Source organism: Kitasatospora sp. NPDC002965 (assembly GCF_040611255.1).
In the GTDB taxonomy this organism is placed as follows: Bacteria; Actinomycetota; Actinomycetes; order Streptomycetales; family Streptomycetaceae; genus Kitasatospora.
Map to the genome: position 1 here is coordinate 151,153 of NZ_JBEXNT010000003.1, position 12,665 is coordinate 163,817.

The following is a 12,665-nucleotide window of genomic DNA, read 5'->3' on the forward strand; positions in this document are numbered from 1 at the left end:
CACGGGTGTCACAGCTCCCGGGGGAACCACGGGTCGTGGACCTCCCGGGGGCCGTCCGGCGTCAGCAGGGTGACCGTCGGCGGCGCGGCCGCGTACTCGGCCAGCAGGACGGCGCCGTGCCGGGTCTCCAACTCCGCCTGGACGGGCACCCGCAGCCGGCTCAGCGCCCGCCGCAGCTGCAGCGCGTCCCGCCGGCTCACCGGCTGCGGCGCGCGCAGCACCAGCCGCAGCGGGCTCAGCGGGCCGGCCACCGGCTCGCCGCTGCCCAACTCGTAGCCGACCGCGCCGATCGGCCCCCAGGCCAGCCGGTGGTCCGCCACCAGCTGCCCGGCCACCGGGAGAACCGCGAGCGCCGGAACCGCCGCCGTCCGCTGCGGCGGCAGCAGGTCGATCCGGCCGGGGAGTTGTTCGGGCCGGAGCGTGCGGGCCACCGCCGCCCGGGGCACCAGCGCGTCCAGCCGCTGCCCGCGCTCCGGGCCGCGCACCGTCACCGGCAGCCAGGTCTCCGGCGCGGCCGAGGCGTCCCGGACGCAGCTCACCGGATGCGGGGTGTCCGCCGGGGAACCCGCCACGACGGGCGCCCGGCCGACGGTCACCCAGGGGTGGGCCCGCAGCACCTGCCGCGCCCAGTGCGGCAGCCCGCCGCCGCCGAGCGGGCGCAGCGAGCTCGGGCACTGCACGAGCAGCAGGTCGTGGACGCCGGGCAGCCTGCCGTCCAGCGCGGCCAGCGGCCCGACCAGCCGGCGCGGTCCGTCGTGCAGCTCCTCGCTCGGGCGGCGGACACCGGTGTGGGCGGCGACGGTCACGGCGGGCTCCTGGGGTGGGATCGGGACCGGGTGACGGGTCCCACCCTGCTCCTGGTCCGCCGTCAGGGATACGGCCTTTCGACGCTTCCACCCGGGACCAACGGCTCAAGGCTCGGGGGACGGGAACGCCTCGGAGGAACGCGCGGGACGCTCGCGGAAAAGGGTGACGTGTTCTGTCACTTTTGGTGTGGACGATGGAGTGCATGAACCGGGAAACCACCACCCCTGACGTCGTCCAGGACGGTCCGCTCGTCGGTCGGATCGCGCTCGTGGCCGGGGCCACCCGCGGCGCGGGGCGCGCAATCGCCGTCGAGCTCGGCCGCGCCGGCGCCACCGTCTACGTCACCGGACGCACCACCCGCACCCGGGCCAGCGAGGTCGGCCGGAGCACGGAGACCATCGAGGAGAGCGCGGAGCTCGTCACAGCGGCCGGCGGCACCGGGATCGCCGTCCCCACCGACCACCTCGACGAGGACCGGGTCCGCGCCCTCGCCGAGCGGATCGACCGTGAACAGGGGCGCCTCGACGTGCTCGTCAACGACCTGTGGGGCGGCGAACACCTGCTCGTCCGTTCCGTCTTCGGCAAGAAGAGCTGGGAGACGCCGCTCGCCGACGGCCTGCGCATCCTGGAACTCGGAGCCCGTTCGCACGTGATCACGGCGGCACTCCTGTTCCCGCTGCTGATCCGCTCCGACGCGCCGCTGCACGTGGAGGTCACCGACGGCACGGCGGTCTCCAACCGCCGCTACCGCGAGAACATGTACTACGACCTGGCCAAGAACGCCCCGATCCGCCTGGCCTTCGGGCTGGGCCAGGAACTGGCCGAGTACGGGGGCACGGCGGTGGCGGTCTCGCCGGGCTTCCTGCGCTCGGAGCAGATGCTCGCCCACTTCGGGGTCGGCGAGGAGAACTGGCGCGACGCCGTCGCCCGGGAACCGGCCTTCGCGATCGCCGAGTCGCCGCACTACCTCGCGCGCACGGTCGCGGCGCTGGCCGCCGACCCGGACCGGGCCGCGCGCTGGAACGGCAGGTCCACCTCCAGCGGGGAGCTCGCCAGGGCCTACGACGTCCGGGACGTGGACGGCAGCAGGCCGGACGCCTGGGCCTACTTCGAGGACGTCGTCCACGGCGGGAAGGACGCCTCGCCCGACGACTACCGCTGATCCTCGGGCCCGGGTGCCCCGTACAGGGCGGCCAGGGCCGACGCGCGCTCGCGAAAGCGGGCGCGCAGGCCCGCCGGGGCCAGCACCTCCACCTCCGGGCCCAGCCTGGACAACTGGTCGAACGCGACCTCGTCCGACTCCGCCGGCAGGTCGAGTGTGACCCGCCCGGCGGCGTCCGGCGCGGTCGCCGAGGCCAGCGCCTCCTCGACCGCCGCCTCGTCCACCACGGCGGGCAGCCGTCGCAGGCCCGACGCGGTCAGCCGCACCGCGACACGGGTGCGCAGCAGCGCCCGGGCGAACCCGGCCGAGTGCGCCTCCCAGTGCGCCGCCAGGTCGAAGGCCGGGTCGCGGACGAACGGCCCTTCCGGGCCCGGGGCGGCGGCCAGTGCCGTGACGCGGTCGACACGGTAGGTACGCCAGGCGCCGTCACGGTCACGGTCGGTCGGCTCACCCGGAACGCGGCCCACCAGGTACCAGACGCCCGCTTTCAGGACGACCCCGTACGGCTCCACCACGCGGGTCACCGCGGCGGGCGGGGCGCCGTCCCTGCCCGGCCGCGCGTACGTCAGCTCCACGGTCCGGTCGGACCACACCGCGCGGGCCAGCTCCGGCAGGAGCCGCGGTGCCTCCGGCTCGCGGAACCAGGCGGGGGCGTCGAGGTGGAAGCGGCGTACCGAGGACTCGGCCGCCGTGCGCACCGACGGGAGCAGGGTGGCGGTCAGTTTCAGCCGGGCCGCGCTCGCCGCGTCCGACAGCCCGAGGTCCCGCAGGGCGGTGGGCACGCCGGACAGGAAGAGGGTCTCCGCCTCGGTGGGGTGCAGCGTGGTGAGCCGGGTCCGGTAGCCCGGCGGCAGGTGGTAGCCGCCCACCCGGCCACGCTCCGAACGGACCGGGACACCGGCCTCCTGGAGGGCCTGGGCATCCCGGATCACCGTCCGCTCGGAGACCTCCAGCTCACGGGCGAGGGTGGCGGCGGTCACGCCGGGGTTCGACTGGACGAGGAAGGCCATGCGGATCAGGCGGGCGGCACGCATGCCTCAATGATCGGCGGCCGGGTGAACGGGCACGGCACCGGTTCCGCCCGGGCCACCGGTTCCGCCCGGGCCGGCCCGGCCGGCCCGGCACCCCGCCGCCCGTCTCCGCAGCGGATGCGTCCGTCGCGCGCCGGTGTGAGAGTGGGGGCAGCCCGGAAGTCGTCCGGAGGAGGAGTCATGGGCATCTTCGACAGGTTCCGCCACAAGGAGCACGCCGCCGCAGGGGAGGACAGGTCCTCGCTCGGCGGGGGCCACGAGCAGGACACCACCGCGATGGCGGACTCCGCCCAGCGCGCCGCGCTCGCCCACGACGAGGCGGCCGACGCTTTCAACGCCGACACCGAGCGGGCCCGTGAGGTCCGGGAGGCCGAGGTCCGGGAGTCCGAGGCCCGGCGGTCGACCGGGATCAGCGAGCGGGAGGCCGAGGAGCGGGCCCGCGAGAACATGACGGCCGAGGGCGACCCCTGGGACTGACCCCGCCCGGTCCGCCGCGGGGCGCCCGCCCGCCGGGCGCCCCGGCGGACCGCTGCCGCCGCGTCCCCCTGCCGTCCCCGGCGTCCCCGCCACCGTCCGGATCACCGCCCCCGAATCCCGTCCCCGTCCGCGTCACCGGTCCCGGGGCGGCAGCGGGGGCCGCCGCAGGTCCGGCCGGGGGGTGTCGTCGGGAGGAGGGACGGCGGCCGGTACGTCGTCCAGCAGCTCCAGCGCCAGCCGCACCGCCATGACCAGCTCGGGGTAGCGGCCCGAGGCCCAGTCCCGGGGGGTGCGCAGCACGTGCACGTCCGGCTCGACGCCGCGGTTCTCCACCGACCAGCCGAGCCCGCCGGTGAACCAGGAGGCGTTCTTCGGCACCGAGATCTGCGTCCCGTCGCCGAGGGTGTGCCGTCCGGTCATGCCGACCACGCCGCCCCAGGTCCGGTTGCCGACCACCGGGCCGAGCCCGAGCAGCCTGATCGCCGCGATGATGACGTCGCCGTCCGAACTGGTGGCCTCGTCGGCGAGTGCCACGACGGGCCCGCGCGGGGCGTCGCGCGGCCACCGGACCGGCTCCCGGCCCCGGCTGAAGTCCCAGGCGAGTACCCGCCGGGTGAGTTTCTCCAGCACCAGTTCCGAGACGTTGCCGCCGGCGTTCCCGCGGACGTCGAGGACGAGCGCGGGCTTGTCGAGCTCGCGCCGCAGGTCCCGGTTGAACTGGGCCCAGCCCGAGCCGCCGAGGTCGGGGATGTGCAGGTAGCCGCACCGGCTGTCGCTGAACTCGCGGACCAGGGCGCGTCGTTTGGCCACCCAGTCCTGGTACCGGACGGGGCGCTCGTCGGTGAGCGGTGTGACGGTGATCCGCCGCACCTGGCCGTCCGGCCCGCCGCCGCGCAGGGTCAGTTCCACGATGGTCCCGCCGGTGCCGGCGAGCAGCGGGAGCGGTCCGCGCACCGGGTCGACCGGGCGGCCGGCCACGGCGAGCAGTTCGTCGCCGTCGTGCACGCCCTGGGCGGCGAGCGGGGCGCGGGCGCGCGGGTCGGAGGACTCGCCGGGGAGGATGCGGTCGAGCAGCCAGCGTCCGTCGGGGGAGCGGTGGGCGTTGGCGGCGAGCAGGCCGAGCGGCTGCTGGGCGAGGGACGGCCCCTCGCCGCGCCGGGAGGCGGTGACGTAGGCGTGCGAGGTGCCGAGTTCGCCGAGGAGTTCGCGCAGCAGGTCGGCGAAGTCGTCGGGGCCGGCGATGCGGTCCAGCAGCGGCTCGTACTGGGCGACCAGGGCCGGCCAGTCCAGCCCGGACATCCCGGCGTCCCAGAACTGGTCGCGGACGATCCGGGCGGCCTCCGCGTAGGACTGCCGCCACTCGGCGGCCGGCCGCACGGTGTGGGTGATCCGGCGCAGGTCGACGCTGGTGGCGGCGGTGGGGGCGGCCACCGGGAGGATCCGCAGGGTGCCGGACGAGTAGACGGCGACCGAGCCGCCGTCGCCGGAGACGGCGTAGCCGTCGAGCCGGTCGGCGAGGGTGGTGCGGGTGCCGCGGGCCAGGTCGAAGTACTCCAGGGAGGGGCGGCCGGAGGTGTCGTCGGGGTTGGTGAAGGTCTGCCCGAGGGTGCCGGAGATCGGCCAGCGCAGCCAGACCAGCCCGCCCCGGACGCTGTCGGTGGCCGAGTACTTGGAGGCCAGCACCGGGAAGGGGACCAGCCGCTCGCCGATGCCCGCAGGATCGACGTGCACGGTGCCGTCGCCGCCGCCGTCGCCGCGCGGGGCGCCGTCCTCGGCGGGGGCCGCGAACGGGGACGGCGTGTCGGCGGCGAGCGGCACGAGGTAGGGACGGCAGCCGAGCGGGAAGGAGAGGTCGCCGGTGTGCACGTCGTGCACGGGGTCGAAGCCGCGCCAGGAGAGGAAGGCCAGGTAGCGGCCGTCCCGGGTGAAGACCGGCTGCTCGTCCTCGAACCGGCCGTCCGTGACGTCGGTGACGGGCGCGGGCCCGTCGGTGCGGGTGAGCCGGATGCGGCGCAGTGAGCGGCCGGCGGCCGGCTGGGACCACGCGAGCCAGTGCGAGTCGGGGGAGAACCGGGCGCCGGCGACCGGGCCGTGGCCGGAGGCCGCGACTTCGCGGACGGTGCCGTCGGCGGTGGCGAGCAGCAGGAGCCGCCCGTCGGAGGAGGCGGCGGCGAGGTGGGTGCCGTCGGGGGAGGCGGTGAGTTCCAGGACGCGGCCGAGCCGGCCGTCGGCGAGCACCCGGTGGCCGCGCTGTCCGGGGGCCTGCTCGTGGCCGGGCAGCGGCACGATCTCGACTGCGTCCTCGCCGCGGGCGTCGGTGATCCAGGCGGCCTCGCCGGTGTGGCCGAGGACGACCGGCAGCCGGGTGCGTACGCCGGGCGTGTCGGCGAGGGCCCGGGCGGGCCCGTCGCGGTGGGTGAGCCAGTACTGGCTGCCGCGGACGGTGATCACCCCGGCCCGGCCGGTCTGGTCGCAGGCGAGGTCCTTGACGTGCGAGGCGGCGTTCACCTGGTAGGGCCGTCGGCCGGCCCGGGCGCCGCCGAGCGGGACGCGCAGCCGGCGCGGGGCGGGGGCGTCGAGGCTGTCCAGCAGCCAGAGGTCGCCGGCGTGCTGGTAGACGATCCGGGTGCCGTCACCGGCGGCCTCGCGGGCGTAGTAGGAGGCGTGGTCGGTGTGCCGGCGCAGGTCGGTGCCGTCGGGGCGGCAGGAGTAGAGGTTGCCGATGCCCTCGTGGTCGGAGAGGAAGGCGATCCGGTCGCCGTCCGCCGAGGTGACCGGCATCGGCGAGGCGAGGTGGCCGGGGTGGCCCTCCAGGAGGCGTTCGCCGTCCACCCAGAGCCGGCCGGTGGCGCCGCCCCGGTAGCGCTTCCAGGCGGCCGGTTCGTGCGGGGCGGAGCCGGTGAGGAGCACGGTGTGGGCGGGGCCGACCTGGGCGTCGCCGACCGGCCCCCAGGGCATCCGGCGACCGGGTCCGCCGTCGGCGGGGAGGGCGTGCGCCCAGGTGTAGTGGCCGAAGGGCTCGTGGTACGAGGTGACGGCGAGCAGTTCGCCGTCCGGCAGCCAGCCGCGCAGCCGGGTGTCCTGGCTGCCCCAGTGGGTGAGCCGGTGGGCCTCGCCGCCGTCGACGGGTGCGGTCCACACCTCGGGGGTCAGGCTGTACCAGCCGGTCCAGGCGAGGGTGCGGCCGTCGGGGGAGAGGCGGGGGTGGCTGACCCGGGTGCGGTCGCAGCTGACCCGCCAGGCGCGGCCGGTGGTGGCGTCGTCGCCGAGCGGTGCGAGCCAGACGTCGTCCTCGGCGGTGAAGGTCAGCAGGTTCCCGCGCAGGTGGGGGTGGCGGAGGTAACCGGGTGACGTCACTCCTCCATGCTTCGACGGGGTGTCACGTCCGGCAACCGGGGGCGGTCCGGGCGGGCCGGTGCCGGGGCCCTCTCCGGGCCGGTGTCCGGGCCGTGGCGGGGGCCGGAACCGGTCTGGACCATTGACACCGAACCGCCGCATCCACTTCAGTGGTCTAGTCCAACTGGTATGTCTGGCCGCGCCGTTCCCCCACCGTCTGCGCGCGTTCCGGCCTGCCCCGGACGACCCCCACGCCCGCGCCTCCGCGAGGAGAGTCCCCCACATGCGCAGATCCCCCGTACCCGTCGTGCCCGCCGTCCGCCGCCGCCCGCGCACGCTGCTGGCCGCCGGTACCGCGTCCGCCGTCGCCGCCGCCACCATGGTCGGCCTCACCCTGGGCCTCGCGCCCTCCGCCTCCGCCGGCGAGTTCCTGGTCAACGGCGGCTTCGAGAGCGGCGCCGTCGGCCCGTGGAGCTGCTCCGCGGCCTCCGGTAGCGTCGTCACCGGCCAGTCCCACGGAGGTAGTTACGCCCTGGCGGCGGCCGCCTCGGCGAGCGACACCGCCCGCTGCGCGCAGACCGTCACGGTCGCGCCCAACACCACCTACACGCTCAGCGCGTACCTGAAGGGCTCGTACGTCTACCTCGGCGTGGACGGCGGCACCTCCACCTGGACGCCCGCCACCGGCGGTGCGTACCAGAAGCTCAGCGTCAGCTTCACCACCGGCGCCAACCAGACCAGCGCCACCGTCTACACGCACGGCTGGTACGGGCAGGGCACGTACTACGCCGACGACGTGTCGCTGGACGGCCCGGGCGCTCCCAGCCCGACCGTCACGCCCACCGCGACACCGACCGTCACCCCGACCGTGACGCCGACGGTGACGCCCACCGTCACCCCGACCGTGACGCCGACCGTGACGCCCACGGTCACGCCCACCACGCAGCCCGGCGGCAAGGCCCTGGTCGGCTACCTGCACGCCAGCTTCGCCAACGGCGCCGGCTACACGAAGGTCGCCGACATCCCGGACTCGTGGGACTTCATCAACCTCTCCTTCGGCGAGCCGACCTCCGTCACCTCCGGCGACATCCGGTTCAACCGGTGCTCGGTCGCCGACTGCCCGACCGTCGAGTCCGACGCCGACTTCAAGGCCGCCATCGCCGCGAAGCGCGCCAAGGGCAAGAAGGTGCTGATCTCGATCGGCGGTCAGAACGGCCAGGTCCAGCTCACCACCGCGGCGGCCCGGGACACCTTCGTCAGCTCCGTCTCGGCGATCATCGACAAGTGGGGCCTGGACGGCCTGGACATCGACTTCGAGGGCCACTCGCTGTCGCTCCAGACCGGCGACACCGACTTCAAGAACCCGACCAGCCCGGTCGTCGTCAACCTGATCTCCGCGATCAAGACGCTGAAGGCCAAGTACGGTCCGAACTTCGTGCTGACCATGGCCCCGGAGACGTTCTTCGTCCAGCTCGGCTACCAGTACTACGGATCGGGCCCCTGGGGCGGCCAGGACCCGCGCGCCGGCGCCTACCTGCCGGTGATCCACGCCCTGCGCGACGACCTCACCCTGCTCCACGTCCAGGACTACAACTCCGGCTCCATCATGGGCCTGGACAACCAGTACCACTCGATGGGCGGCGCGGACTTCCACGTCGCGATGACCGACCTGCTGCTCAAGGGCTTCCCGGTGGCGGGCAACGCGAACAACGTCTTCCCGCCGCTGCCGGCCTCCAAGATCGCCATCGGCATGCCGGCCACCACCAACGCGGGCAACGGCTACGTCGCCCCCGCCGAGGTCAACAAGGCGCTGGACTGCCTCACCAAGCTCACCAACTGCGGCACCTACGTCCCGAAGGCCGGCGCCCAGCCCGGCCTGCGCGGCCTGATGACCTGGTCGATCAACTGGGACCAGTTCGCGGGCCGGGAGTTCTCGAAGAACTTCGACTCCTACTTCCGCCGCTGACCGGACGGCCGCCGGGCGGCGGGGACACCCCCGCCGCTCAGCGGTCCACCCGGACCGCCTCCAGGTACTCCGCGATCGCGTCCCGGTTGCGGGTGAGGCACCGGATCCGCTCGCTCATGCCGTCCCGCTCCTGCTCCAGGGTGGCGATCATCTCCGGCGTGGCGTCCGGGAAGTGGATGGCCCGGGGCTTGTCGAGGCACGGCAGGATCTGCTTGATGATCCTGGTCGGCAGCCCCGAGTCGAGCAGTCCCCGGATCTGCAGCACCCGGTCCACGGTCGGCTCGTCGTAGGCGCGGTAGCCGTTGGCGCAGCGTTCGGCCAGGATCAGGCCCTGCTCCTCGTAGTACCGCAGCAGCCGCCGGGACGCCCCGGTCCGCTCGGACAGCTCGCCGATCCGCATGTGCCCCACCTCACCCCGGGACTGATTGACCCTCACACCAGTGTGAGCGTTCGAGCATAGCCGCCATGCGGACCACCGACCGACCCACCGCCGTCGAGCAGCGGAAACTCCCCCTGCCCGCCCTGCTGGCCCTCGCCACCGCCGTCTTCGTCACGGCCCTCACCGAAACCCTGCCCGCGGGCGTCCTGCCCGCGATGAGCGCCGACCTCGGCGTCGGCGAATCCGCCATGGGCCAGGCCGTCACCGTCTACGCCCTCGGGACCGCCGTCACCGCCGTCCCCCTGACCGCGGCCACCGCCGGCCGGCCGCGCCGCCGGCTGCTGCTCACCGCCATGGCCGGGTTCGCGGTGGCCAACACCGTCACCGCCCTCTCCACCGACTACCTGCTCACCATGGCCGCCCGGTTCCTCGCCGGGGTCGCCGCCGGCCTCGCCTGGGCGCTGCTCGCCGGGTACGCCCGCCGGCTCGCGCCGCCCGAACTCCAGGGCCGGGCCATCGCCGTGGCGATGACGGGCGTCCCGCTCGCCCTGTCGCTGGGCGTGCCTGCCGGGACCTTCCTCGGCAGGGTGCTCGGCTGGTGGGTGTCGTTCCTGGTCATGACCGTGATCGCGGTCGGCGTGACCGGCTGGATCGCCGCGACCGTCCCCGAGCGGCCCGGCCTGGCCCGGACGGAACGGGCCCCGGTGCTGCGCGCCCTGGCCGTCCCCGGGGTGGCGCCGGTCCTGGCCGTGACCTTCGTCTTCGTCCTCGCGCACACCGTCCTCTACACCTACGTCGCCCCCTACCTCGACCGGCGCGGCATGGGCGGCGCCACCGACACCGTGCTGCTCGCCTTCGGCGTCGCCTCGCTGGTGAGCATCTGGTTCACCGGCGCGCACATCCACCGACGACTGCGTGCCCTGACCGTCGCGTCCACCCTGCTGGTCGCCGCCGCGGCGGCGGTCCTCGGCGTGCTGGCCGGCAGCGCCGTCCCGGTCTACGCCGCGGCCGTGCTGTGGGGCCTCGGCTGGGGCGGCATCCCGACCCTGCTGCAGACCGCCGCGGGCGACGCGGGCGGCGAGCAGGCGGACGCCGCGCAGGCGATGCTGGTCACCCTCTGGAACGCGGCCATGGCGGGCGGTGGCGTGGCCGGCGGGCTGCTGCTCGACGGGCTCGGCGCGGACTCCTTCCCGTGGGCCGTGCTGCTCCTGCTGCTCCCCGTCCTCGCGGTCGTCCTCGCCGCCCGCACCCACGCCTTCCCGTCGCGCCGGACCACGCCGGCCTGACCGCGCCGCAGGGCCTGACCGAGCCCCGGGCCTGACCGAGCCCCGGGCCGTACGGACACGGGCCGGGGCCCGGCCCGGGGTCAGTACCCGCCCAGCGCGTCCCGGGGCGGCATCAGTCCGCTCCGGTACGAGATGGCGACCGCCTGGGCGCGGTCCCGGGCGTCGATCTTCGTGAGGATCCGCTTCATGTGCGTCTTCACCGTCGACTCGGCGAGGACGAGCAGCGTGGCGATCTCCCGGTTGGACCGCCCCTCCGCCGCCAGCCGCAGCACCTCCCGCTCGCGCGCCGTCAGCTGGGCGAGCCGGGTGTCCTCCGGCGACGGCGGAGGCCGGTCCGCGACACGGCCGACCACCTGGGCCACCAGGTCCCGGGTGACCGCGGGGTCGAGCACCGACTCGCCCCCGGCGAGCGTGTGCACCGCGTCGATGAGCCGCTCGGCCGAGGCCCGCTTGAGGAGGAAGCCGCCCGCTCCCGCCCGCAGCGCGCCCCACACGTAGTCGTCGTGGTGGAAGGTGGTCAGCACCAGCACCCGGGTCGACAGTCCGGCGGCGGTGATCCGCCGGGTCGCCTCCACCCCGTCGATGCCGGGCATCCGGACGTCCATCAGGACGACGTCCGGCACCAGTTCGCGGCAGAGCTCCACCGCCCGCAGGCCGTCCGCGGCGTGGCCGACCACCTCGATCCGGTCGTCGGTCTCCAGCACGAGGGCCACCCCCGCGCGCAGCAGTGCGTCGTCGTCCGCCACGACGACCCGGATGTTCACGGGATCGGGAGCACGGCGCGGAGCCGGAAGCCGCCCTGCTCGCCGCGCTCGTGTTCCACGCTGCCGCCGAGCATCGAGACCCGCTCGGCGATGCCCAGCAGCCCCCGGCCGGGTGTGTACCCGGCGTCGGAGCCCCGACCGTCGTCGCTCACCTCGATGTCGAGCGAGCCACCGGTGCACCGGACGGTGACCGAGGCGGTCCGGGCCCGGGCGTGCTTGACGGTGTTGGTGAGCGCCTCCTGGACGATCCGGTACGCCGACACGTCGAGGCTCCGCGGCACCCGGTCGGCGCCCCGGTCGACCCGCACGCTCACCCGCAGGCCGGCCTGTTCGAGCCGCCCGGTGAGCCGGTCCAGATCGGCCAGGCCCGGCTGCAGGGCGGGGCCCCCGGGCGCCTCGGCACCGCGCCGCAGCAGCCCGAGGACCCGGTCGAGGTCGTCCAGCGCCTCGCGGCCGCTGTGCTCCATCCCGGACAGCAGCTCGCGGGTGCGCTCCGGCTCCCGGTCGAGCAGCCGTCGGGCGGCGCCGGCCTGGATCAGGAGGACGTTCAGGGTGTGGCCGACCAGGTCGTGCAGTTCGCGGGCGAGCCGGGCCCGCTCCTCGGCCACGACCTGCTGGCGCAGCCGCAGCCGGGCGGCGCCCCGCTCCTCGACCCGCCGGGCCGTGCCGTAGCCGACGGCCCAGCCGAGCAGCCACAGGAAGAGGACGCCGGTCGGGATGACGGGGTAGGTGTGGGCGAGGTCCGCGAAGTAGGCGGCCATGCCGAGCAGGGCGGCGAAGGGGCCGAACCAGGCGCGGCGGCGCGTCGCGTACAGGCCGATCGAGTAGAGGCCGACCAGGTTGGCGTACGGCGAGACGGCGCTGGGCAGGACGAACAGCGCCTCCGCCGAGAGCGCCGCCGAGCCCACCAGGTAGCCGGCCAGCGGCAGGGTCCGCCGGACGGCCAGCGCACCGGCCGCGACCGCGCTGAGCGTCAGCGCGAGGGGCAGACCGGTGTGCAGTCCGTCGGCCGCCTCGATCCGGTCGACGGACATGGCGATCAGGAACACGCCCGCCAGGACGGCGTCCCGGGGGCTGGTCCAGTTCGTCCGGCCCAGCGGGCCCGCCCGGCCCGCCCGGTCGGCCGGGCCCGTCCACACCGGCGGGACCAGTCGGCTCATCCGCTTCAGCGGGCTCGTCCGGATCATCCCGATCGGCCGGATCGCGGACGGAGGGCTCATGGCGGCTCCCGGGTGAGGGCGGTGACCGCCGCGCGGGGGTGCGGGCGCACGGGCCGTACGGTAGCGGTGGCCGGCCGGGCCGCGCATCGCCCTGCTGGGGTATTCCGGCGCCGACCGTCCGGCGGTGCGGCGCCCTCCGGTACCACCTCCGGGGGCGCGCCGGTCACCCGCCCGGAGCAGGCCGGGCCACCCCGAGGGGTGGACGCGCCCGACCGCCCCGGATCCGTACCGTCCGGG

Annotated in this window: 10 protein-coding genes; 4 read left to right on the forward strand and 6 right to left on the reverse strand. The window is 75.4% G+C overall.

Translation table 11 applies throughout. The features are described 5' to 3' along the window. Positions 1-8: 8 nt before the first annotated feature. Positions 9-806, reverse strand: coding sequence for a phosphoribosyl-dephospho-CoA transferase MdcG domain-containing protein (locus ABZY91_RS02685; protein WP_355399260.1), 798 nt, complete (start codon positions 804-806; stop codon positions 9-11). A gap of 203 nt (positions 807-1,009) precedes the next feature. On the opposite strand from ABZY91_RS02685, the gene ABZY91_RS02690 reads away from it, so the two are divergent. Further along, positions 1,010-1,969 carry an SDR family oxidoreductase gene (locus ABZY91_RS02690; protein WP_355399262.1) on the forward strand — a complete coding sequence of 320 codons (960 nt, stop codon included), beginning with the start codon at positions 1,010-1,012 and terminating at the stop codon, positions 1,967-1,969. On the opposite strand, the gene ABZY91_RS02695 is transcribed toward ABZY91_RS02690, so the two are convergent. Beyond that, complete coding sequence (locus ABZY91_RS02695; protein ID WP_355399264.1) at positions 1,960-3,003, reverse strand: WYL domain-containing protein; 1,044 nt, start codon at positions 3,001-3,003, stop codon at positions 1,960-1,962. The two genes, ABZY91_RS02690 and ABZY91_RS02695, sit on opposite strands and share 10 nt — an antisense overlap. Positions 3,004-3,180: 177 nt before the next feature. On the opposite strand from ABZY91_RS02695, the gene ABZY91_RS02700 reads away from it, so the two are divergent. After that, on the forward strand, positions 3,181-3,477 hold the full coding sequence (locus ABZY91_RS02700) for a hypothetical protein (protein WP_355399266.1): 297 nt from the start codon (positions 3,181-3,183) through the stop codon (positions 3,475-3,477). Between the two features lie 132 nt (positions 3,478-3,609). Here ABZY91_RS02700 and ABZY91_RS02705 read toward each other — a convergent pair whose 3' ends face one another. Then, positions 3,610-6,834 carry a S41 family peptidase gene (locus ABZY91_RS02705; RefSeq protein WP_355399267.1) on the reverse strand — a complete coding sequence of 1,075 codons (3,225 nt, stop codon included), beginning with the start codon at positions 6,832-6,834 and terminating at the stop codon, positions 3,610-3,612. Positions 6,835-7,192: 358 nt separating this feature from the next. Between ABZY91_RS02705 and ABZY91_RS02710 the strand changes: the two genes are divergently transcribed. Next, a complete protein-coding gene (locus tag ABZY91_RS02710; protein ID WP_355399316.1) occupies positions 7,193-8,779 on the forward strand; it encodes a glycosyl hydrolase family 18 protein in 1,587 nt (528 codons plus the stop codon). Between the two features lie 37 nt (positions 8,780-8,816). Here ABZY91_RS02710 and ABZY91_RS02715 read toward each other — a convergent pair whose 3' ends face one another. Then, positions 8,817-9,179 (reverse strand): MerR family transcriptional regulator, encoded by a 363-nt coding sequence (locus tag ABZY91_RS02715; protein WP_329883699.1) that lies wholly within the window; start codon positions 9,177-9,179, stop codon positions 8,817-8,819. Positions 9,180-9,244: 65 nt separating this feature from the next. Between ABZY91_RS02715 and ABZY91_RS02720 the strand changes: the two genes are divergently transcribed. Then, a complete protein-coding gene (locus ABZY91_RS02720; protein WP_329883700.1) occupies positions 9,245-10,444 on the forward strand; it encodes an MFS transporter in 1,200 nt (399 codons plus the stop codon). A gap of 80 nt (positions 10,445-10,524) precedes the next feature. Here the strand turns inward: ABZY91_RS02720 and ABZY91_RS02725 are convergent, their stop codons facing one another. Together ABZY91_RS02725 and ABZY91_RS02730 are read right to left on the reverse strand one after the other, a co-directional pair. Continuing rightward, positions 10,525-11,208: a response regulator transcription factor gene (locus ABZY91_RS02725; protein ID WP_329883701.1), complete on the reverse strand. Its 684-nt coding sequence runs from the start codon at positions 11,206-11,208 to the stop codon at positions 10,525-10,527. Next, on the reverse strand, positions 11,205-12,428 hold the full coding sequence (locus ABZY91_RS02730; RefSeq protein ID WP_355399270.1) for a sensor histidine kinase: 1,224 nt from the start codon (positions 12,426-12,428) through the stop codon (positions 11,205-11,207). Before ABZY91_RS02730 ends, ABZY91_RS02725 begins: the two co-directional genes overlap by 4 nt. Positions 12,429-12,665 lie beyond the last annotated feature (237 nt).

Excerpts from the sequence above, each read along its gene's own strand:
- ABZY91_RS02690 (WP_355399262.1), top strand. The coding sequence starts at position 1,010 with ATGAACCGGGAAACCACCACCCCTGACGTCGTCCAGGACGGTCCGCTC.
- ABZY91_RS02695 (WP_355399264.1), bottom strand. The coding sequence starts at position 3,003 with ATGCGTGCCGCCCGCCTGATCCGCATGGCCTTCCTCGTCCAGTCGAAC.
- ABZY91_RS02700 (WP_355399266.1), top strand. The coding sequence starts at position 3,181 with ATGGGCATCTTCGACAGGTTCCGCCACAAGGAGCACGCCGCCGCAGGG.
- ABZY91_RS02710 (WP_355399316.1), top strand. The coding sequence starts at position 7,193 with ATGGTCGGCCTCACCCTGGGCCTCGCGCCCTCCGCCTCCGCCGGCGAG.
- ABZY91_RS02715 (WP_329883699.1), bottom strand. The coding sequence starts at position 9,179 with ATGCGGATCGGCGAGCTGTCCGAGCGGACCGGGGCGTCCCGGCGGCTG.
- ABZY91_RS02720 (WP_329883700.1), top strand. The coding sequence starts at position 9,245 with ATGCGGACCACCGACCGACCCACCGCCGTCGAGCAGCGGAAACTCCCC.
- ABZY91_RS02730 (WP_355399270.1), bottom strand. The coding sequence starts at position 12,428 with ATGAGCCCTCCGTCCGCGATCCGGCCGATCGGGATGATCCGGACGAGC.